The sequence below is a fragment of the Catenulispora sp. GP43 genome (genome assembly GCF_041260665.1).
Lineage (GTDB): Bacteria > Actinomycetota > Actinomycetes > Streptomycetales > Catenulisporaceae > Catenulispora.
This window is the reverse complement of sequence record NZ_JBGCCT010000016.1, coordinates 241,523-261,102: the sequence shown is the minus strand read 5'-3', so window position 1 is coordinate 261,102 and position 19,580 is coordinate 241,523. Positions and strand designations below refer to the sequence as shown.

19 protein-coding genes, 1 pseudogene and 1 riboswitch are annotated in these 19,580 nt (G+C 70.1%); of the genes and pseudogenes, 7 read left to right on the top strand and 13 right to left on the bottom strand.

Going from position 1 to position 19,580, the window contains the following annotated elements; all coding sequences use genetic code 11:
* Positions 1-133 precede the first annotated feature (133 nt).
* Both ABH926_RS30030 and ABH926_RS30025 read right to left on the bottom strand, forming a co-directional pair.
* Complete coding sequence (locus ABH926_RS30030; protein WP_370369222.1) at positions 134-280, bottom strand: hypothetical protein; 147 nt, start codon at positions 278-280, stop codon at positions 134-136.
* A 106-nt stretch (positions 281-386) separates the two neighbouring features.
* Entirely contained in the window at positions 387-1,727 is a 1,341-nt protein-coding gene (locus ABH926_RS30025) for a hypothetical protein (protein WP_370369221.1), read from the bottom strand.
* A 165-nt stretch (positions 1,728-1,892) separates the two neighbouring features.
* Between ABH926_RS30025 and ABH926_RS30020 the strand changes: the two genes are divergently transcribed.
* Positions 1,893-2,879 carry a DUF5996 family protein gene (locus tag ABH926_RS30020; protein WP_370369220.1) on the top strand — a complete coding sequence of 329 codons (987 nt, stop codon included), beginning with the start codon at positions 1,893-1,895 and terminating at the stop codon, positions 2,877-2,879.
* On the opposite strand, the gene ABH926_RS30015 is transcribed toward ABH926_RS30020, so the two are convergent.
* A complete protein-coding gene (locus tag ABH926_RS30015) occupies positions 2,851-3,342 on the bottom strand; it encodes a pyrroline-5-carboxylate reductase family protein (RefSeq protein WP_370369219.1) in 492 nt (163 codons plus the stop codon). The genes ABH926_RS30020 and ABH926_RS30015 overlap by 29 nt on opposite strands.
* 55 nt (positions 3,343-3,397) lie before the next feature.
* Positions 3,398-3,577 carry a hypothetical protein gene (locus ABH926_RS30010; RefSeq protein WP_370369218.1) on the bottom strand — a complete coding sequence of 60 codons (180 nt, stop codon included), beginning with the start codon at positions 3,575-3,577 and terminating at the stop codon, positions 3,398-3,400.
* 206 nt (positions 3,578-3,783) lie between these two features.
* Here ABH926_RS30010 and ABH926_RS30005 point away from each other — a divergent pair, with 206 nt between their 5' ends.
* The gene (locus ABH926_RS30005) at positions 3,784-4,083 is read left to right on the top strand and encodes a hypothetical protein (RefSeq protein ID WP_370369217.1); all 300 of its coding nucleotides are present in this window, start codon (positions 3,784-3,786) and stop codon (positions 4,081-4,083) included.
* A 35-nt stretch (positions 4,084-4,118) separates the two neighbouring features.
* Here the strand turns inward: ABH926_RS30005 and ABH926_RS30000 are convergent, their stop codons facing one another.
* The 3 genes from ABH926_RS30000 to ABH926_RS29990 form a co-directional block, all read right to left on the bottom strand.
* The gene (locus ABH926_RS30000; RefSeq protein WP_370369216.1) at positions 4,119-5,405 is read right to left on the bottom strand and encodes a penicillin-binding transpeptidase domain-containing protein; all 1,287 of its coding nucleotides are present in this window, start codon (positions 5,403-5,405) and stop codon (positions 4,119-4,121) included.
* Between the two features lie 242 nt (positions 5,406-5,647).
* On the bottom strand, positions 5,648-6,478 hold the full coding sequence (locus ABH926_RS29995) for an alpha/beta fold hydrolase (RefSeq protein WP_370369214.1): 831 nt from the start codon (positions 6,476-6,478) through the stop codon (positions 5,648-5,650).
* A gap of 118 nt (positions 6,479-6,596) precedes the next feature.
* Positions 6,597-7,220: a TetR/AcrR family transcriptional regulator gene (locus ABH926_RS29990; protein ID WP_370369212.1), complete on the bottom strand. Its 624-nt coding sequence runs from the start codon at positions 7,218-7,220 to the stop codon at positions 6,597-6,599.
* Positions 7,221-7,348: 128 nt separating this feature from the next.
* Between ABH926_RS29990 and ABH926_RS29985 the strand changes: the two genes are divergently transcribed.
* Entirely contained in the window at positions 7,349-7,807 is a 459-nt protein-coding gene (locus ABH926_RS29985; protein ID WP_370369211.1) for a cupin domain-containing protein, read from the top strand.
* On the opposite strand, the gene ABH926_RS29980 is transcribed toward ABH926_RS29985, so the two are convergent.
* On the bottom strand, positions 7,798-8,049 hold the full coding sequence (locus tag ABH926_RS29980) for an alpha/beta fold hydrolase (protein ID WP_370369209.1): 252 nt from the start codon (positions 8,047-8,049) through the stop codon (positions 7,798-7,800). The genes ABH926_RS29985 and ABH926_RS29980 overlap by 10 nt on opposite strands.
* Before the next feature lie 207 nt (positions 8,050-8,256).
* Here ABH926_RS29980 and ABH926_RS29975 point away from each other — a divergent pair, with 207 nt between their 5' ends.
* The 3 genes from ABH926_RS29975 to ABH926_RS29965 all read left to right on the top strand — a co-directional run bounded on the left by ABH926_RS29975 (position 8,257) and on the right by ABH926_RS29965 (position 10,985).
* The gene (locus ABH926_RS29975) at positions 8,257-9,441 is read left to right on the top strand and encodes a GyrI-like domain-containing protein (protein ID WP_370369208.1); all 1,185 of its coding nucleotides are present in this window, start codon (positions 8,257-8,259) and stop codon (positions 9,439-9,441) included.
* Positions 9,442-9,527: 86 nt separating this feature from the next.
* Positions 9,528-9,658: riboswitch (FMN riboswitch) on the top strand.
* Between the two features lie 252 nt (positions 9,659-9,910).
* Positions 9,911-10,552, top strand: coding sequence for a 3,4-dihydroxy-2-butanone-4-phosphate synthase (gene ribB / locus ABH926_RS29970; protein WP_370369207.1), 642 nt, complete (start codon positions 9,911-9,913; stop codon positions 10,550-10,552).
* A 103-nt stretch (positions 10,553-10,655) separates the two neighbouring features.
* On the top strand, positions 10,656-10,985 hold the full coding sequence (locus tag ABH926_RS29965) for a hypothetical protein (RefSeq protein WP_370369206.1): 330 nt from the start codon (positions 10,656-10,658) through the stop codon (positions 10,983-10,985).
* Here the strand turns inward: ABH926_RS29965 and ABH926_RS29960 are convergent.
* The 3 genes from ABH926_RS29960 to ABH926_RS29950 form a co-directional block, all read right to left on the bottom strand.
* A complete protein-coding gene (locus ABH926_RS29960; protein WP_370369228.1) occupies positions 10,945-11,466 on the bottom strand; it encodes a DinB family protein in 522 nt (173 codons plus the stop codon). The two genes, ABH926_RS29965 and ABH926_RS29960, sit on opposite strands and share 41 nt — an antisense overlap.
* A 73-nt stretch (positions 11,467-11,539) precedes the next feature.
* Positions 11,540-12,316: an SDR family NAD(P)-dependent oxidoreductase gene (locus ABH926_RS29955; protein ID WP_370369205.1), complete on the bottom strand. Its 777-nt coding sequence runs from the start codon at positions 12,314-12,316 to the stop codon at positions 11,540-11,542.
* Entirely contained in the window at positions 12,313-12,780 is a 468-nt protein-coding gene (locus ABH926_RS29950; RefSeq protein WP_370369204.1) for a cupin domain-containing protein, read from the bottom strand. The genes ABH926_RS29955 and ABH926_RS29950 overlap by 4 nt, the downstream gene beginning before the upstream one ends.
* A gap of 280 nt (positions 12,781-13,060) precedes the next feature.
* Between ABH926_RS29950 and ABH926_RS29945 the strand changes: the two genes are divergently transcribed.
* Positions 13,061-16,333 (top strand): LamG-like jellyroll fold domain-containing protein, encoded by a 3,273-nt coding sequence (locus ABH926_RS29945; protein ID WP_370369203.1) that lies wholly within the window; start codon positions 13,061-13,063, stop codon positions 16,331-16,333.
* A 63-nt stretch (positions 16,334-16,396) separates the two neighbouring features.
* Here the strand turns inward: ABH926_RS29945 and ABH926_RS29940 are convergent.
* Positions 16,397-16,612, bottom strand: a pseudogene (locus tag ABH926_RS29940) (alpha/beta fold hydrolase); the annotation flags it as partial.
* A 101-nt stretch (positions 16,613-16,713) separates the two neighbouring features.
* A complete protein-coding gene (locus ABH926_RS29935) occupies positions 16,714-19,569 on the bottom strand; it encodes an AAA family ATPase (protein ID WP_370369202.1) in 2,856 nt (951 codons plus the stop codon).
* Positions 19,570-19,580 lie beyond the last annotated feature (11 nt).

Here is a 19,580-nt window from a genome sequence, read left to right as displayed (position 1 = left end):
TGAGCGCCGGGCTCACCGCGGGGGGGCTTGTGGACCCGGCCCCGTGGGGGTAGTTGTGGGCCCAAAAGGGCGCGGGCGGGGCCCCCCCCCCACCGGCGCCGCCCACGGCCGGGTCACTCACTCCGGTCCCGCTTTAACCCCAGCAGCACCGAGCGAACAGCTCGAATTCCTCCGTGCCCTCCGCCAGAATCCACGCCTTGAGTTCCTCAAGCGTCATCTTGGCTTCGGGTTGCGTCGTGTCGGTGTCCACCGTGGTGGACTCGATCACCTGGGCCTCCATATTGTCACCTCCCCGTGAAGTCGACCTTGCGGGCAACTTATCAGCTCTCTGATCCACGGGGAAGACCTTCTGCACAGCTCCGCGGCCGGTCCGCCCTCCGGTGCCATCACCACCCCGCCTCGATCCTTTGCGCGGCATCAGCGCAGGTCACGAGCGCGTCAAGACCGAGTGTCCGAGCACATTGCGCGATGAACGGCGCGATCACTCCGTCCGGCAGGATGTCGGGTTTCCGCGCGAACTCGGCCTGCAGATCGGGAACTCGGGAGCCGAGCCCCCGCCGGGCCGCTGCTGCGGAAATCCGCACAGAGCGCAGATACAGCCGTCCGGAGAGCTTGTGCGACGGCGCCCGGCGGATCGCCGTCCGGACCGCCGTCTCGACCCGTTCGTGGTCCGCGTCGTAGACCCCGGGCAGCATCTCGACGACCGCCCGGTGGATGAGCGTCTCTGTCTGCCCGGGGACGGCCCGGTCCAGCCCGAGGCCGCCGGAGAACCGGGGATTGACCTCGGTCGCGAAGAAGCCGTCCTCGTTCAGGACGCCGTCGATGCTGAACATCCCCCGGAAACCGACATCGGCCGCGAGCCGCTCCCCCGTCCGCCGGGCGCACTCGCGGATGAACTCCGCCGCCTTGGGATCCGGCCGCCAACGGGTCGAGGACCCGCACAGCACGAGCTGCCCCTTGTCGAGATCGCACAGCGTCACGATCTCGAAAGGATCGAAGACTGCGGTGCCTGCGCTGAACACGATGCCGATGACACTGCACGGGATCCCGGGCAGGAACCGCGCGACCCGGACCTGTTCGACCGTCCCCCGCAGGCCGTCGAGCGCCGCGTCCAAGGCCTCGGCGGTCCGCACCCAGCTCAGCCCCCGCCCGCCGCCCAGGACCCCCTGACTTGAGTCCCCGGCCACGACGACACCGAGACCGCCGTCCAGAGCGCCCAGCGCCCCGCGGACCGCGGGATCGTCGACCGGCCCGAGGACGTGCGGCGGCGAAGGAACGCCGACCGCACTCCACAGCGTCTCGACGCGGACCTTGTCCTCCCACGGCAGCCACTCGGGGCGACGCCAGCCATGGGCCGGCCGTCCGCACAGCTCGGAGACGCCGGCGTCGGAAGGACAGAAGACCAGCAGCCGACGACCGGGGTCGGCGCGGTCGAGCCACTGGCCGAACTCGGCACCGGGATCGCGCAGCCACTGATGGAACACGTCCTTGCCGAGCCCGAGACCGTGCTCCAACCCGATCCACAGATGGGGCACCCGCGGCGCTCCGTGCGCCGGATCGACCCCGGAGACGGCGACGGTGACAGCACCTCCGTAGCTCTCGATCTCGGCGGCCGTCCCCGCGGCCGAGACGCCTAGTCCGGGCGTGACCAGCCCCGCTTCACGCCCCCGCCAGAATGCGCGCAAGGCGGCATTGATCTCCGCAAGTACATCCGATCCGTTGTCCACGGTTCCCCTCGTTTCCCCGCTCCACGGCTCCGGCCCCGTCACAACCGCCGTGCCGGCGATTCAGACTACTGATCCAGGATTCGCCCGGCCATGGCGAACAGCTGTCGGATCGCCCGGTTGCGCACATCGACAGCGGTCGCCGACCTGCGGCGCTACGTTTCTGCCATGGCACCGAGGACTTCGGAACGCGGCGGCCCGGCCTGGCCGGAGCTGCCCCACGAGCAGCTCGCGCCGATGGCCGCCTACCTCAACCGGCTGGTCCAGATCGGCAGCAAGTACACGCTCGACGCGCCGTTCGAGACCGGGTGGGGCAACATCGTGCTCGCGGTGACGCCGCGCGGTCTGCGCACGCCCACCTTCCGCCAGAACGGCGTGACTTTCGCTGTGCACTACCGCCTCCTGGACGGCGACGCGGTCCTGGAGACCGACCGCGGATCAGTCACGCTGCCCCTGGCCGACGGCACCGTCGCCGGGTTCTACGCGGCTTTCCTGGAGGCCGCGGCCAGTCTCGGCGTCCCGCCGCCGGCCAGCACGCTGTTCTGCGAGATAGCGGACTGCGCGCCTCGGTTCGCCGACGACAAGGAGCACCGGAGGTGGGACGCCGAGGCCGCCGCGCTCGTCCATCGGGCGTTCGACCTGGCCGCCGGAGGTCTGGAGGCCTGGCAGGCGCCGTTTCTGGGGCACCGGCCGCGGGTCGGCGTCATGTGGGGCGGCTTCGATTTGTCGGCGACCCGGTGGCGTCCGGGAGAGCGCACCGAGCCCACGCCGGGCCGGCCGGCGTTCCAGCAGAATGCCGAACTGGAGCCGTACGTCTCGGTCGGGTTCGCGTTCGGGTCCGGCTCCCGGCCCGAGCCGGGGATGTACGCCTACATCTGGCCGCAACCGGAAGGGCTGGAGCGGTGCGATTGGGGCGTCGAGGGAGCGGCCTGGCATCCCGACGAAGGCCTGGTCCTGCTGCCATGGCTGACTCTGCGCCAGATGGCCGACCCCCATCAAGCCATCATCACCTTCGGCGACGCGGTCTATGCCGCCGCCGTGCGCACCGCCGGCTGGCCCGCCGAACTCGTGGGGCCGCGCTGCGACGGCTGGCACATGAGCACCGTCCCGCCGGACACGAACGCGTTCAGGGGCGATCCACGACGTCGGCCATAGTGGCGAACAGGTCCTTCACCCGGGCCACGTCCTCCGGGACGGCAGCCGTTCCCGGGGCGACCACACACGTCCCGTGTCGACCCGCGATGACCGCCTCGTCCGGCAGTACCTGGACCACCGCCGACTCCCCCGGCAGGTTGCCCTCGATCTGGGCGACCGGCACGCCGGGGACGCAGGAGATCACCACCCCGCCGGCATCGATCTTCGGCTTGATGTGCTGCACGACCTGGTCCACCTGCTCCGGCGGGACCGCGAGCAGCACCAGGTCGGCGTCGGCACAGTTCCACACGGGGGCGGTGCGCAGGCCGAGGCTGCCGGCGAGGTCTTCCGCCGCGTGACGGTCGGGGATCGTCTCGTTCTTGTCGGGAACCCCGACGAGAACCTGGCCAGGGGACATTCCGGCACCGAGCAGCCCTGACAGCACAGCGCGCCCGGGAGCCTCACTACCGATGACAGTGATCATATGTTCCAGCATGCGGGGCGTTTCGCCGGCTCGCATCCCGTGTCGGCACCAGCCCTCACCCAGTCCAGCGGCCGTCGGCCTGCCGGAAGTCATGCGGCCGATGCCGCTTGCGCAGCAGTTGGTCCTTCGCTTGGCGGACGAACTGTGTCACCTGGGTGTGCGCGTAGAGCAGCTTGCCCTGGCCACGCGCGCCGAGGCCATGATGACCGCGCGACGGTGAGTTCTTGTTGCTCACCCTTCTCAGCTCCTCGGTTGGTGCCCCACCCCGGGCTGCCAGGCTACGCCGGGTCGAACTGCCCGGCGATCCGAGCGTCCACCTGCGCGGGCCACCTGTCGCGGGCCACCTGCCACGGGCCCACGACCAGCGGAACGAGTCAGAGTGACCTAGGCTGGGCGCCGGGGACGACGTGTGCGGAAGGGGGGCCGTCACCAGGAGGAGACATGGGCCACCACAAGTCGAACCAGACCGTGGAAGGCGACCCCGACACCGGCCACGGCGGCGGCCTGCCCAGGCGACCGGACGACGACGAGTTGGCCGAGCGCACCGAGGCGGACCGGGCCGAAGCAGGGCTGTCACCCGACCCGGGCGCGACTCCGGCCGACGTCGACCCGCGGGTCGCCTACGCCGACGGAGTGGACGAGATCGACCGCGAGGTCGCCGAGGGAGAGCTGCTCCCGGATCGGGACGTGCCACGCGGTGAGCGTCCCGCGTTCCCCCCGACGCGGTACGACGGGGGCTGAACGCCCGACGCGACGAAGCCCCCTGCCGTCGACGCCTAGCGCCCGTTCACCGTGTCGAGCATCGCGGCGATCTCCGGCCCCGCCGCCGCGTCGCCGAAGCCGCCGTTCTCGACCAGGCACGCCACCGCGACGTCGCCCTGGAAGGCGATCATCCAGCTGTCCTCGCCGCCGGTGGCCTGCGCCGTCCCGGTTTTGGCGCTGATCGGCGGGGATACGGCCGAGAGCGACTTGTGCGCCGTCCCCTCGGTCACGACGTCGCGCATCATGCTCTTCAAGTCGGCGTCGACGGTCCGGTCCAGCGGCTGCGCGTGCGCGGTGGGCGTCGTGCCGGAGACCAGGAACGGCTGGTGGAACTGCCCGGCGTCCACGGTCGCGGCGACCGAGGCCATGTTCAGCGGGGACATGGTGATCGCGCCCTGCCCGAACAGCTCGGCGGCGAAGTCCTGGCCGGTGGCCGGCGGGACGTTGGCCGAGCCGCCGTCGACGCCGTAGAGCGTCGCACCCAGGCCCAGGTCCCATGGCTGGTTCAGCCCGAAATAGGTCGTCGACTCCTGGGACACCGGGGTCTTGGCGGCCTGGTCGAACAGGCCGGTGAAGGAGGTGTTGCAGGAGTTCACGAAGCCCCAGCGAAGCGTCGCCTGGAGGTTGACGGTGCTGGTCTCGTCGTTGGTGATCGGATAGGTCTTGTCCTTCGACGGGCACGGCGCGGGCGAATCCGGCGTCATCCCGCCGCGCAGCAGTGCCTCCGCGGTGACGACCTTGAACGTCGAGCCCGGGGCACGCGCCGCGTGGTAGGCGAGGTCGGCCGGTCCGTTGCTGGCCATGGCCAGGATCTTGCCGGTGTCTGCCTGGAGCACGACCATCCCCGACAGCGGCTTCGCCGAGACGGCGCTCGCGGCGGCACGCTGGTACGCGGGGTCAATGGTGGTGACGACGTGGGAGGCGTTGCCCAGCGCCTGGCTGAACTTCACCAGGCTCGGGAAGTCGGTCAGGGGCGTGGTGCCGTCGTCGGCGAAGGCACCGAGGGCGCCGGCCGCACCGGACGTCGGGGTCGCCGCGGTGGGTGTCGGGGACCCGGACGCGCCGGTGGTGCTCGTGGTGCTCGTGGCGCCCGCCGATTCCGTCGCCGAGGTGGCCGGCGAGGCCTGGATGGTCGGGGTGGTCGGGGTGGTCGGCGGCGCGGCGGTGGGAGTGGCGCCGGCTGCGGCGGTCGTCTTGTGGGCTCCGCCCGAGCCGCCGCTCACCGCCACCGCTGTGCCGGCCGTGGCGACAGCGACGACGGCTGTGGCGATGATGATGGTGCGTTTCGAAAGAGCCGACATGGCCGGGTCTCCCCCCGTGATTCAGACGGCGACGATCGCGGTCACACTGACTGATCCCATCGAGGCCGATCTGGGGTTACGGCGCCCGGTATCCGTGATCCGATCGTGACATCGCCAGTCACTGTCAGTACCGGGTGGCAGACCGTGACCATGATCGGCCAGTCAGTCTGACAGAGCGCGGCGATGCTCTCGACGAGAGCATCGCCCGGACCTGAACAGACCGGCCCCCGGCAGCACCCCGGTCAGTCCCCTTCAGGCTTGACCACGGTGTCGACGAAGTTCCCGATGGCACCCAGCGTCGCGCCGATCTGCTCGATCTGCGGGAAGTGGCCGGCGTCGGCGATCGGGGCGAAGTGGCCGTTGCCGAACGCGGCGGCGTAGTCCCGGCCGTACTCCAGCGGCGAGATGCCGTCGCCCTCGCCCCAGACGACCAGCGCCGGAATGGTGATGCGGTGCAGGCGGCGGCGCAGCTTGGGGTCGTGGGTGAACGCCTCGCCCGAGTAGACCGCCAGGGTCTGCTGGTTGGCGGCGGTCGCGGCGCGCTGCTCGTCGGTGAACGAGGCGAAGTCGGGGCGGAAGGCGGCGTTCGCGAACGACAGCTGGCTCATCTGGGCGGGGGCCATCCCCCGGACGTCCGTGACCTGCTCGCTCCCCGCGGCCTTGATGCCGGTCGCGTTGATCAGGACGACGGCGCCGATCCGGTGGTGGTTGTCGCGCAGGGCCATCTCCGAGGCGATCCAGCCGCCGACGGAGTTGCCGATCACCATGACGCCGCGCAGGTCGAGCTCGTCGAGCAGGTCCAGATAGGCGTCGGCGAGGTCGGCCATGGTGTCGAAGCGCTCGGGGCGCGGCGTGCCGTCGAAGCCGGGGTGGGTCGGGACGATGCCGTACACGTGCTCGGCCAGCGCGCCGGCCAGGCCGAGCATGGTGCGCGGGCCGGCGCCGCCGTGCAGGTAGAGGACGGCGGCGCCGTCGGTGTTCGTGCCGAACTCGGTGAGGGTGATCGGCATGCCGGTCGCGATCGTCACGGTGCGGGTGGCGGGGGTGGAGGTAGCCGTTGTCGGAGTGCTCATGGGGAGTCCTTCGGAGTTCTTCGTGAGAGCTGACACTCATGAAGATAGAGCCCTCGCGCACAGAGGTCAAGTGCGAACTCTCATTGTGAGAGTTGACTCTCGCAAAGCCTGGGGTCAGCTACTCCCCCAACGCGGCCCGCGTGAGCGTGGTCGCCGTGCGCACGACGCTGGCCACGGCGTCCTCGGGCCCCAAACCGCCCAGGTCCATCAGCGAGAACAGCGCTTCGGCACCCATGACGATCGACAGATCGCGCTTGAGGTTCTCCAACGTCTCGCCGTCGAGGCTGTCGGCCCACGGCTGCAGGGCCTGCTCGATGAGCGCGAACCGCAGGCCCGGACGGCGCACCGCGGTCTCCGGACGCACGATCGTCGCGGCGATCATCGCCCGCACCGCCCCGGCCCGAGCCAGGACCAGGCGGGCCAGGTGCTCCGCAGCGACCCCGACCCGCTCGGCCGCGTCGGCCGGGTCGCCCACCGACTCCCCCATCGAGTTCCCCACCGCGGCGAAGGCCTCGGCCGGGTCCGGGAGGGTGTCGGCCATCGCCTCGGCCAGCAGGCTGGCCAGGTCCGGGAAGTAACGGTAGGCCGTCGCCTCCGACACCAGCGCGGCCTTGGCCACCTCCGGCATCGTGACCTCGCCGCCGGTGAGCATCAGATCGGCCGCCGCCTTGACGATCGCCGCGTGCGTACGCCGCTTCTGGTTCACGCGGCCGCTCGCGGCCTGGGGGGACGTCGTGCTCATCGGAGCCTCCTGCACGGAACGTGATAACAGCAAGTCAACCTGCATCATAAGAGTTAACTTGCACGAAAGCGAGCCGTCGGAGTACTCTCATGAGAGTCCACCCTCACCAACCCCGGCCCAGGAGCACCATGACCGTCCCGGTCTCCGTCGTCTCCCCGGACGACGGCGAGCATGTCGACCTCGGCCCGGCCCGCCTCCGCATCCTGGAGGACGGCGCCACCACCGGCCACCGCCTCGGCGTCGCCGAGATCACCCTGGCCCCGCGCAGCCCCGGCCCGCCCCAACACCGCCACGCCGAGCACGACGAAGGGTTCTACGTCGTCTCCGGCACGGCACGCTTCACCGTCGGCACCGACGACTACGAGGCCCCGCCGGGAACCTTCGTGATGGTGCCGCCCGGCGCGCCGCACACCTTCGCCAACCCCGGCGACGAGCCGCTGGTGATGGTCAACACCTTCACCCCCGACTTGTACGTGCAGTACTTCCGCGACATGCGCGAGGCGGTGTCCGCCGGCGCCTCGATGCAGGATGCCGCCACCGAGACCATGCCCCGCTATGCCACGACCCCCGCGACCGACTACGCGTGACTGCGAACCCGGCTACGCAACTCCTCCGCGAGAGCGCCAGGTGCTTCAAGGGGCAGTAGACGGCCGATGCCGCGGACTACTTCCAGCCGCGCGTGCGGGATGTGCGGCAGCAGGTGCTGCCGGAGCACATGCGGTGGCTCCACAGCGTCGTTCTCGCCGACCACCACCGTGATCGGGACGTCGATCGCCCGGGCGGCGGCCGTGACGTCCGCCGCCATCCCCCGCAGCGGCCCCTCCCGCAAGGCTTCGGGGTGGGCGGCGAGGTTGTCGCGCAGGACAGTGACACACAGCGAATCCGGCAGCGGGGCTGCGGTCAGAACGTGATTGAGAGCCCAGCCGACGGACTCCGGCCACGTTCTTCCAGCGCGGCACGGGACAGTCGCCGAGTGCCTGGCGTAGTGCCGACGCCGGGCACTCGAACAGTTCTATTCTAGTACTAGAATAGACCCATGGCCTCGGACCTGACCTCCGCCGAACTGACGCTGCTCGGCCTCGTGGTCGAGCAGCCTCGACACGGATACGAGCTGGAGGTGGTCATCACCGAGCGGGGAATGCGCGAGTGGACGGAGATCGGCTTCAGTTCGATCTACTACCTGCTCACGCGGCTCCGAGAACGAGGCCTGATCGAGTACGCCGAACCGTCCCAGTCCGGAAACGCAAAGGCGCGCAAGGTATACGTCGCGACCGCGGAGGGGCGACAGGCCTGTGCGGCCGCGGCCGAGGAGGCCATCGCCCGGCCCGATCCGGTGTTCCCGCGCGTCCTGGTGGGGCTGGCCAACCAGCCGGCCATCGACGACGGGCGGCTGCTTGGGGCCCTCGAACGCCGCTCCCGCGCGCTGACCGAACGGGTCGAGCACATCCGTCGTGCGGCGTCGGAACAACCCCACGCCCCGGAGTTCGTACGAGCGATCTTCGACTACACCCTCGGTCAACTCACAGCGGAGCAGGCCTGGCTGGCTCGGTACCAAGCCTCGCTGAGTGACACGCACGGTTCAGGAGGAGAGGCACGCATGGCGCCCTACGACGTCAAACGGGAACACAAGGACATCTACGCACCGAAGAACACGACGTGGGCTGTCGTCGACGTTCCCCAACAGCAGTTCATCGCCATCGACGGCAAGGGGAACCCGAACACCGCGCCCGAATACGCCAGCGCGGTCGAGGCCTTGTACAGCGTCGCCTACACGCTCAAATTCGCCAGCAAGCGCGGCGAGGGCGGCGACTTCGTCGTGGCCCCGCTGGAGGGCCTGTGGTGGGCCGATCAGTATGAAGCCTTCACCACGGGTGCCAAGGACTCCTGGAACTGGACCATGCTCATCAGCATGCCGTCCTGGATCACCGAGGAGATGATCGAGGACGCCAAGCAGACCGCGCTGGCCAAGAAGAAGCTCCCCGCGATCTCGCAGGTCCGGCACCACATCCTGCACGAAGGACCCAGTGCCCAACTGCTGCACACCGGGCCCTACGACGATGAAGCCCCGGTGCTCCACGAACTGCACCACACCTACCTCGCGGCCAACGGCCTTCAGGCCTCGGGGCTGCACCACGAAATCTACCTCTCGGATGCGCGCAAGACCGCCCCCGAGAAGCTCAAGACCATCTTGCGCCAGCCCGTCAAGGGGCTGAGTCAGTAGCCTGTCGGGCGCGCGTCAGTTATGTCTCGTGTGTCGGGGAACACAGCGACGCTCTGGGAGGGTTGTGCAATGATCCCCTCGAGTGTTCGCGCGCTCCGGGGTCGGTGAAATTCCGAACCGGCGGTGAAAGTCCGCGACCCGGCCGAAGCCATCGGCCGGTTGACCTGGTGGAACTCCAGGACCGACGGTTAAAGTCCGGATGGAAGGCAGTGCGCGGCGATCCGCTGTCCGACCCGCGGTGTCTTGTCTGATGCCGTGCGGGTGGGGCTGTGCTCGCTTCTCCCCGGAACGGCGTCCGTCGATGGGGTGCGAGCCGTTCTCAGGTACCTCAACGTTCAGATACGCCGTCCATCGGTCGGGCCACGCGCGTGCGCGTATCGCCCGGCCCATGGCCGCGTTCTCTCGCAGACCAGTTCAGCTGGCCGGGCGATCTCCCGTCACCCGGCCGACCGGGACCGCAGGAGAACACATGACCACAGCACAACTGAGCTCGACTGACCGCCTGCAGCGCGTGGAGCAGGCGATCGAATCCTTCCGCCGTGGAGGCTTCGTGATCGTCTTCGACGACGAATCCCGCGAGAACGAGGGCGACCTCATGGTCGCCGCCGAGCACACCGACGAGAGCGCGATCCGGTATCTGCTGGACCGCACGGCCGGCGTGGTCTGCGCGGCGCTCCCGTACGAGCGGTGCGCCGAGCTCGACCTCCCGCAGATGGTCGAGGAGAACACGGGCCTGCACGACACCGCGTTCACCGTCTCGGTGGACCTGATCGCCGGCGGCACGACCGGAATCCCGGCGGACGAGCGGGCCCGCACGCTGCAGGCACTGGCCGATCCGGCGAGCCGACCGCAGGACTTCGCGCGTCCCGGCCACATCTTCCCCATCCGAGCCGCCCGCGGCGGCGTGCTGGAGCGCGACGGCCACACCGAGGCCGCCGTCGACCTGTCCCGCCTGGCCGGACTGTCCGGCGTGACCACCATCTGCGAGATCGTCAGACCCGACTGGAGCATGGCCCGGCTGGACCATCTGCACGAGCTTGCCGCGCGCGAGGAACTCCCCCTGATCTCGGTCGGCGACCTGGCCGCCTACCGGCGAGCAGCAGCGGCCTGACATCGGGACGGCGCGCGCCGGGTCACCCTCGCCCGGTGCCTGGTGCCTGGTGCCCGGCGCGCGCCGTCGCCGGCCGTGCAACCGAACTGGAGGATGAATGAGCATGGATCCCGAGGCTGCCCTCTACGACGACGCCGCCTTCTTCGCCGGCTACCAGCAGATGCGCACCGCAGGCGCCGGGCTGAACGAGGACCTGGAGCAACCCGCACTGCGCGCCCTCGGGAAGAACGCGATGATCCAGCGCATCTTGGAGATCGCTGGGCTCAGCGAGGACGATCGCGCGTCCATCTGCGCCGACCAGGTTCCGGCCAGGGCCACTAAGCCCGGGCCGGCCGGAGGAGGCTGGTCGGCGCCGGCGAAGATCTCGCCTCAGCCCATCGGGCCCCGCTCGCTCAGCCCATCGTCTTCGCACCGTCGAGCGACTCGCGGATGATGTCGGCGTGGCCGGAGTGCTGACTGATCTCGCCGATCAAGTGCAGCACCACCATGCGGATCGACCAGCCGGCGCCCGGTTCGAACCACGGCGCGGACGGCAGGGGCCACTTTCGGTCGAGGTCCGCCGTGCCGACGAAGGCGTCGGTCTGGGCGGCGGCCTGTGCGAAGTCGGCCAGCACGCCTTCCAGGGTCTCGCCCTCCAGCATGCGGAACTGGTGCGCCCAATCGATGGGCACGCTCTCCATCGCCTCGGCGCCGCCGGTCGCGAAGCGCGTCCAGCGCCGCTCCATTTCGGCGAGGTGCTTGATCAGGCCGCCGAGGCACAGTTCGCTCACGGTGGGGCGTTCGCGCGCCTGCTCGTCGGTGAGGTCGCGGACGGTGCGGCGCAGTAGGCCACGGTGGCTGGCGAGCGCGGCGAGCAGGTCGGCGTGTTCCGCGGACCTGGCGGTGGCGGGTGCGACATCGTCGGGATTCGTCATGGGACCAAGCTTGCCCGGCAGCACCCGCGACTGCGGTGGCGCCCCGCCGTGCCACCGTGCCGCCGTGCCGCCGCTATTGGGCCAGGTACCCGCCGTCAACGGGCAGGACGGCCCCGGTGATGAAGGAGGCGGCATCCGAGGCGAGGAACGCGATGGCCTGGGCGACCTCCGCGGGTTCTCCGAGTCGGCCGATGGGGTGCAGGGCGGCGATGTCCTCGAGGTATTCCGGTCCGCCGGGCTCGTCCTGAAGGCTCATGACGCGCTCAGTGCGGATGGTGCCGGGAGCCACGGCGTTGACGCGGATGCCGCGCGCGGCCCACTCGACCGCCAGGTGCTTGGTCAGTCCGGTGGCGACGAACTTGGCCGGTCCGTAGGCGGCCTGCCTGGCCTGGCCGGCGACTCCGGAGATGGAGGAGACGCAGACGATCGAGCCGCCGCCTTCCTGGGCGGCCATCTGGGCGATGGCGTTCTTGCAGCTGAGGAACATGCCACGGCCGTCGACGGCCATCACCCGGTCCCAGTCTTCGGGTGTGGTCTCGGTGATGTCGGACAGCGGGAGGATGCCCGCGTTGGCGACCAGGACGTCCAGTCGGCCGTGGCTGGCGACCGCCGCCTCGGTCATCCTGCGGTTGTCATCGGGAACTGACACGTCGCCGACGACGGTGACCACCTCGTGGAGGGCGTCGCGGCAGGCCCGCTGAAGCGTGCTGAGTCCCTGCGGGACGATGTCGGCGGCGGTGACCCGCGCCCCGAGCCGGGCGAAGAGCTCGGCGGTGGCGCGGCCGATGCCGCTGCCCGCTCCGGTGATGAGGCACGCCTTGTCGGCGAGGCCGTGGGCGCCGACGGTCATCGCGCCGGGGCCAGGAAAGGACTCAGAACGTCGACCAGATGCGGGAATGACCACAGTTCCTCCTCGGTGACGAAGTCGCGGTCGGCATAGTCGAAGCCGGGGACGACCACTTCCGCGACCCTGCCGTACGTGGCCCCGTCAACGAGCCTGGAGGCCTTCGCCTCACCGCCGGGGACCAGGAGGAAGCGCTCGCTTTCGTCCATGCGACTGCGGGAGAGCACTCCGTCGGAGGAGTAGGTGAGGTATTCGATCGGGCCGCCGTCGATCAGGAAGTGGATGATGTCGCTGCGGTTCCGATGCAGCATCCCGATCGGCTGTTCCTCGGTCAACGCGTAGAAGATCGAGCTGGCCAGGGGGCGCTCTCCGTGCGGCAGGGAGATTCGCATCGGCGACGTGTAGAGGATTCGGTAGAAGCCGCCTTCGTCGAGGGGCAGCATCTCCTCGTCTTCCGGCCGTCCGTGCATCCCCCTCTCCTATCACAGAAGTCGACTGTCTCAAAAGTCTCATATCAACCTATTTGTTAGCTGGCCGAGTCAAGACACGGTAAAGAGTCCTTGACGACTTGTGTTCGAAGTTGTTCGCTGACGTCCGATGCAACGTTGTAAAAGCCGAACACAGCACGACAGAACGCTGATCCGAGACTCCAGCTACGTCTGGCTCGGGAGGAGAAGCCTGATGTCCATCCCCCGCTATCGGCCACCCCACAAGCCCCACCGTCGACCGCTGCGTATACCGGCGGTACTCATGGCACTCGCCGTGATCGTCGGCCTGTGCGTGCCGGCTGCCACCGCATCGAGCACGACGGCGAACACATCCGCTGCCGCGACCACCACGACGGAATACCCAGGCCTCGAAGCCCAATACGGCCCCGCCACCGGCACCCCCGGCGGCAGCGACTGGACCCTGGGCCCGGTGAAGAACACCATCGTCGACCCGAACATCGACTTCTCCAACCTCCTGCCCCGCCTGCAGCAGTTCGCCGGCAGCGGCACCGACGCCGGGATCCAGTGGTCCGGCGTCATCCACGTACCGACGGCCGGCAGCTACACCTTCCAGTGGTACGGGGACAACGGCTTCCGGATGAGCATCGACGGGAGTTCGGTCATCGACCACTGGGTCGACGACTGGAACGTCCCGGTCACCGCCACCGTGAACCTCACCGCGGGCGAGCATGCCTTTCAGGCGCAGTACTTCCAGGACTTCGGCGGTGCGTCCGCGCAGTTGTCCTGGGCTCCGCCCGGCCAGGCGATGGCGGCCGTCCCCGCCTCAGCCTTCACCCTGCCGCCCGGCTACGTCCCGACCCTGACGAACGCCTCGCTCTCGACCGACGGCACACAGGTCCGGATGACGTTCAGCAAGCCGCTGGCCGCCTGGCCGTCGGCGGCGACCTCTCACCTGAGCGTCGGCGGCTTCCCGATCTCCTCGGCGGCGCTGGATCCGACCGATCCCGCGACGCTCGTGGTCGTCCTGGCCGGTCCGCTCTACAAGACCTGGACCGATCTCACTGTCGGCTATGACGGCACCGGTGGCGCCGCCTACGCCGACGGCTCGGCGGTGCCGCTGTTCTACTCCGGTCTGGCGAACACCTCGACGGCGAACATGACCACGCCGTGGGCGTCGCAGGTCGACCCGAACAACCCGCTGCCGGACTACCCGCGTCCGCAGATGACGCGGCAGCAGTGGCAGTCCCTCAACGGCAAGTGGGGCTTCGAGGGGTTGCCCGAGAGCACCGGTGCGACCGATGTCCAGACGCCGCCGGCGGCCAACGCGCACCTCACCGGTTCGATCGTCGTGCCCTATCCGATGGAGTCGGAGCTGTCGGGCGTGCAGCAGCACTACGACTACTCCTTCTACCGGCGCACGTTCACCGTCCCGGCCTCGTGGCGCGTCGGCGGTCAGCGGGTCGTGCTCAACTTCGGGGCCGTCGACTATCAGACGACGGTCTGGGTGAACAACGTCCAAGTCGCCACGCACACCGGCGGCTATCTGCCGTTCAGCGCCGATATCACCGCGGCTCTGAAGGGTTCCGGTCCGCAGCAGATCACCGTAGGCGTCACCAACACCGACGCGCCGAACCAGCCGCAGGGCAAGCAGCAGCTCGATCCGTCAGGCATCTTCTATACGGCGTCCAGCGGCATCTGGCAGACCGTGTGGATGGAGCCGACCCCGGCGAAGCGTCTGGACCAGGTGGTGTTCACCCCGAACCTGCCGAAGGCGCCGAGCACCGCGAACGCCTCGGTCACCGTGGACGCGGTCAGCGGCACCTCGGCCGGCGGGCGGGTGGCCGTGGCCATCACCGACGGCCGGCGGGTCGTGGCCGTGGGCACCGGGACGGCGAACACCCCGTTCACCATCCCGCTGAGCAATCCGCACCTGTGGTCGCCGTCCGATCCGTTCCTGTATCACGCGACGGTGATCCTGGCCGACGGGTCCGTGCCGGACGTGGTCGGTTCGTACTTCGGCGAGCGCACCGTGAGCGTCGGGACGGTGAACGGGGTCAGCAAGATCCTGCTGAACGGCAGTCCCACGTTCGTCGACGCGACGCTGGACCAGGGGTTCTGGCCGGACGGCAGCTACACCGCGCCGACCGACGCCGCCCTGAAGTGGGACATCACCGAGACCAAGGCAATGGGCTTCAACGCGATCCGCAAGCACATCAAGGTCGAGCCGGCGCGGTGGTACTACGACGCCGACACCACCGGGATGCTCGTGCTGCAGGACATGCCGTCGATGAGCGCCGGATACACCCCGACCCCGGCGGACGACACCGCGTTCCGGTCCCAGCTGCACCAGATGGTCGAGGACCTGCGCGGGGAGACCTCGATCATCTCGTTCGAGCCCTACAACGAGGGCTGGGGCCTGGACCGGAACACCGTGTCCAACGCGGTCAGCGAGGTCAAGCTCGCCGCCGCGCAGGTCCACGCCGACGACCCGAGCCGGCTCGTCGACGCCGAGTCGGGCTTCAACTGCTGCGGCAGCGTGAACACCGACACCGGCGCCGGCAGCGTCATCGACTGGCACACCTACACCGGCCCGGCCGACCCGCAGCCCGACACCGCCGACAACCGCGCCGCCATCGACGGCGAGCACGGCGGCTGGGGACTCGCCATCCCGGCCCACGACTGGGATCAGGGCTTCATCAACTACGCCGGCGCCGCCGACACCACGCAGCTGACGCAGAAGTTCGTGCAGACGGCCGACGCGGTCCGGGTGGAGGCCCAGTGCCAACTCTCCGGAAGCGTCTACACCCAGCTGACCGACGTGGAGGGCGAGGTCAACGGACTGTGGACCTACGACCGCCGCGAGCCGAAGATGGACGTCGCCCAGGTCGCGGCGGCCAACGCCAAGGTGATCGCGGCGGGCAGCAGCGCCGGCGACTGCGGCCAGAACGTCGTCAGCAAGGCCGGCACCTGGCCGCTGACCGACGGATCCGGCACCGTCGCCAAGGACACGTCGGGCAACGGCAATGACGCTGCCCTGTCGAACGGCGCGGCCTGGACCACCTCCGGACCGAACGGCGGCGGGCTCCAGCTGAACGGGACCGACCAGTACGCGCAGACCCAGGGACCGCTGCTCAACAGCGGCGGCAGCTACACCGTCGCGGCGTGGGTCAACCTGAGCAAGAAGGGCGCGTTCGCCACCGCGGTCAGCGAGGACGGCACGGTGAACAGCGTGTTCTTCCTCCAGTACGACTCCGCCGACGACCGGTTCGCGTTCAGCAACGCCAACGCGCGAGCCGTCGGCAACACCGGCGCGAACGGCGGGTCTCCGACGACCGGCACCTGGTACCACATCGTCGGCGTCCGGGACGCGTCGGCGAACGCCATGTCCATCTACGTCAACGGCACGCTCGCCGGCACGACGACCGTCTCGCCGGCGGACATGGCGACCGGCCCGATCGCTATAGGACGCGCCAAATTCGGTGCGCAGCAAGTGGACTTCTGGCCGGGGAGCCTGGACGGCGTCCAGATCTTCCCGACGGCCCTGACGGCCGGTCAGGTGTCCGCGCTGGGCTGACACAGTCGGCAAGAGAACGAGGTTCGTGGCGCGCCGGCCGAACGGTCGGCGCGCCACGCATTCTCACCCCGCCAGGAAGTCCAGCAGCGCGGCGTCGAACTCGGCGGTGTGGGTCGCGTTGACGCCGTGCGGACCGCCGGCGATCAGCGCGAGGCGGCATCCCGGGATCGCCTCGTAGGTCCGGGCCCCGCTGGTCTCGAACGCGACGACCGCGTCGGAGTCGCCGTGGATGACGAGCGTCGGGATCGTGAACTTGGCGAGGTCGCCGCGGAAGTCCGTCGTGTGTCTCCTCGGGTCGGTGGCGGCGCGAATGCCTGCCGTCACCCCACCACCGCTGCAAGAGAACTCATATCCTGGAAACACCCCAGTATTGAGGAGAGTCAGGCGGCGCCGACGGCCCCGCCGAGGACCTCGGAGAGCTGCCTGCGGGACGTGATGCCGAGCTTCCGGAACACCTTGTTCAGGTGGTACTCGACGGTGGACGTGGTGATGAACAGCCGGGTGGCGATCTCGGTGTTGGTGAGTCCGCCGGCGGCCAGGGCGGCCACCTGCTTCTCCTGCGGCGTCAGATCGACATCGGCGCGCGCGCCGCGCGTGCGGGCCTGCTCTCCGAGGGCCAGCAGCCCGTTGCGGGCCCGGTCGGCGAAGCCGGCGGCTCCCATGTCGGTGAACATCTCGTAGGACTTCCGAAGCTGTGCCCGCGCCTCAGCCCGACGTCCGACGCTGCTCAGCCACTCGCCGAACAGCAGGTGGGTCCGGGCCTGGTCGGTGACGACCACGGTGTCGGCGAGGTGCTTCACGGCTTCCTCGTAGAACCCTTCGGCGTGCTCGTCGTCGGCCATCAGGGCTCTGGAACGGGCCAGCAGGCCGAGCGCCCACGGAGTGCCGCTGAGCGGTGCGCGTTCGGTCAGCCGGGCCAGCGCCGCCGAGGCCGTCGCCGGGTCGCCGGCGCGGACCGCGGCCTCGATCACGTCGGGAAGCAGGAGATTGCCTTGTCCCGGCACGTCGTTCTCGTATCCGAGCCGGGCCCAGGTGAGTGCTTCGGAGTAGTTCCCGGCGCCCAGCTCGAGGATGGTCAGCGCGTGGTGGGCGTTGCCGGCCATCACCGCGAATCCCAGCTGGCCGCCCCACCTGGTGAGCGCGTCGTCGGTCCCGACCAGCAGTTCGGCCCTGCGGCCCTGCCACGCCAGCAGCTCCACGCGGTGGGAGGGCCCCTTCGGCACCGTCCCGAGGGCCAGTGCCAGTTCGTCGGCCTCGTCGTAGCACGACTGCGCCCCGACGAACCGGCCGGCCCACAGTTCGCTGGCGGCCAAGGCATAGAGCACCACGCCGAGGGACTGAAGCGCTCCCTGGGCCCGGGCGACGGTCGCGAGGCGCGCCATCACGGCTCCGTAGCCCCGGTCGTCCCAGAGGTCCTCGGCGCCGACGTAGGCCATCAGCGCGATGGGCATCCCGGTCTCCACCAGATCGCCGGTCAGCAGGGCCCGGACCGAGGCTCGGAGCTTGGGGACCGCCGCCGCGTACCCCTCGGCGATCCGTGTGCAGTACGCGTCCATCACCAGGTCCGGGAGCGTGGGGGCCGCACGGTTCCACGGCATCGCCAGTATCTGGCGGGCCAACTCCTCCAAGGTCATGCCGACGGTCCGGTCCCGCGTCATCATCCCGGCGGCAAGCGCCTCGAACACCATGTCCCGGGCGACTCGCTGGTCGACCGCCAGGACGTCCGCGGCGGCCGGCATCAGGATCGAGGGGGCCATCGCGGCGCGGCCCCGCAGCCACTCGATCGCGGCTCGGAGGCGCTGCGCCGTGGCCCGCGCCGTCGGGGTGCCCGGATCGGCTTCGGATCGGTCGAGCGCTGATTGGCCGAGCACGGATTGGTCGAGCACTGATTGGGCCATGGCGGTGTCGCCGATGACGAGATGGGCCTGGGCGGCGGTGAAGTACCGTTCGGCGCGGGCCCGCGGATCGGGGGTCAGCTCGGCCGCCCGGATCAGGAAGATGGCCTGGGCGGCGTAGCCGCCGCGGCTCCTCGCGCGCTCGGCCACCCGTTCCAGTTCGGCGGCGACGTCCTCGTCGAGGCCGACGACCGCCTCGGCCAGGTGCCAGGCCCGCCGGTCGGGTGCCGCCTCGCGGTCGGTCGCCTCGGCGAGCGCCTGGTGCGCACGCCGTAGTTCGCCCGGCGCGGCCCCGGAGTGCACCGCCGAGCGGATGAGCGGGTGGCGGAAGCCGGGGTGGGGGTGGGTGGTGAGGATCCGGTTGGCGACGGCCGGGTCCAGGGCCTGCGCCGACAGTCCGAGCGTCCCCGCCGCGAGCCACAGGACGACCGGATCGTCGGAGGGCGCGACGGACAGCAGCAGCAGGAGTGACTTCGTCTCCTGCGGCAGCGCGTCGACCTGGCGTTGGAAGTGGGCTTCGAGCCTGGGCCCGAGCGGCAGCGGCGTCGGCGGCACGGCGCCGCCGGTCAGGTCCGCGGCGAACTCGTTGAGGGCGAGCGGGTTGCCCGCGGCTTCGGCGATGATGCGGGAGACCACGGAGTCGTTGCGCAGCGCGAGCTGTGCGGCAGACGAAGCGACGGGCACCGAGGCGAGGAGTCGTGCCGCATCGGCGTCGGACAGCCCGGTGAGACCGAGCGCGGGCAGTCCGTCGATCGGCGTCGGCGAGGTGCGGCCGGGCTCCCGGTCCCGCGCGCACAGCACCAGGCCGACGCCGTCGGCGTGCAGGCGCCGGCCGACGAAGGCCAGGACTTCCAGTGATTCGCGGTCCAGCCATTGGACGTCGTCGACGAAGCACATCAGCGGCCCGTCCAGGACGACTTCGGACAACAGGGTGAGGGTGGCCAGGCCGGCCAGGAAGCGGTCCGCCGGCGGGGCCGCGAGCAGACCGAACGCCGAACCGAGCGCCTCACGCTGCGGATCGGGGAGCCGGTCGAGCCGGTCCAGGAAGGGAAGCAGCAGCCGGTGCAGCGCGGCATACGCGAGCTGGGATTCGGTTTCGACCCCGGCCACGCGCGCCGTCTGCAGGTCGCCGGCGGCCTCGGCGGCGTACATCAGCAGCCGGGTCTTGCCGATGCCGGCCTCGCCGGAGATCACCAGTACGCCGCTCAGGCCCTCACGGACCCGCGCGATGAGCTCGTCGACGGCCCGGCATTCCTCGTCCCGGCCCAGGAACCGCGACGGCTCGGACGCCTGGTATCGCTGGTCGGTGCGTCGGCGGGCAGAGGGTTCCGGAGTGCTCACAGGCCCGAGGG

What these genes read in the sequence shown, in the direction of transcription:
- ABH926_RS30030 (WP_370369222.1), bottom strand. Translation starts at nt 280, where the DNA reads ATGGAGGCCCAGGTGATCGAGTCCACCACGGTGGACACCGACACGACG.
- ABH926_RS30020 (WP_370369220.1), top strand. Translation starts at nt 1,893, where the DNA reads ATGGCACCGAGGACTTCGGAACGCGGCGGCCCGGCCTGGCCGGAGCTG.
- ABH926_RS30015 (WP_370369219.1), bottom strand. Translation starts at nt 3,342, where the DNA reads ATGATCACTGTCATCGGTAGTGAGGCTCCCGGGCGCGCTGTGCTGTCA.
- ABH926_RS30005 (WP_370369217.1), top strand. Translation starts at nt 3,784, where the DNA reads ATGGGCCACCACAAGTCGAACCAGACCGTGGAAGGCGACCCCGACACC.
- ABH926_RS30000 (WP_370369216.1), bottom strand. Translation starts at nt 5,405, where the DNA reads ATGTCGGCTCTTTCGAAACGCACCATCATCATCGCCACAGCCGTCGTC.
- ABH926_RS29995 (WP_370369214.1), bottom strand. Translation starts at nt 6,478, where the DNA reads ATGAGCACTCCGACAACGGCTACCTCCACCCCCGCCACCCGCACCGTG.
- ABH926_RS29990 (WP_370369212.1), bottom strand. Translation starts at nt 7,220, where the DNA reads ATGAGCACGACGTCCCCCCAGGCCGCGAGCGGCCGCGTGAACCAGAAG.
- ABH926_RS29985 (WP_370369211.1), top strand. Translation starts at nt 7,349, where the DNA reads ATGACCGTCCCGGTCTCCGTCGTCTCCCCGGACGACGGCGAGCATGTC.
- ABH926_RS29975 (WP_370369208.1), top strand. Translation starts at nt 8,257, where the DNA reads ATGGCCTCGGACCTGACCTCCGCCGAACTGACGCTGCTCGGCCTCGTG.
- ribB (WP_370369207.1), top strand. Translation starts at nt 9,911, where the DNA reads ATGACCACAGCACAACTGAGCTCGACTGACCGCCTGCAGCGCGTGGAG.
- ABH926_RS29965 (WP_370369206.1), top strand. Translation starts at nt 10,656, where the DNA reads ATGGATCCCGAGGCTGCCCTCTACGACGACGCCGCCTTCTTCGCCGGC.
- ABH926_RS29960 (WP_370369228.1), bottom strand. Translation starts at nt 11,466, where the DNA reads ATGACGAATCCCGACGATGTCGCACCCGCCACCGCCAGGTCCGCGGAA.
- ABH926_RS29955 (WP_370369205.1), bottom strand. Translation starts at nt 12,316, where the DNA reads ATGACCGTCGGCGCCCACGGCCTCGCCGACAAGGCGTGCCTCATCACC.
- ABH926_RS29950 (WP_370369204.1), bottom strand. Translation starts at nt 12,780, where the DNA reads ATGCACGGACGGCCGGAAGACGAGGAGATGCTGCCCCTCGACGAAGGC.
- ABH926_RS29945 (WP_370369203.1), top strand. Translation starts at nt 13,061, where the DNA reads ATGGCACTCGCCGTGATCGTCGGCCTGTGCGTGCCGGCTGCCACCGCA.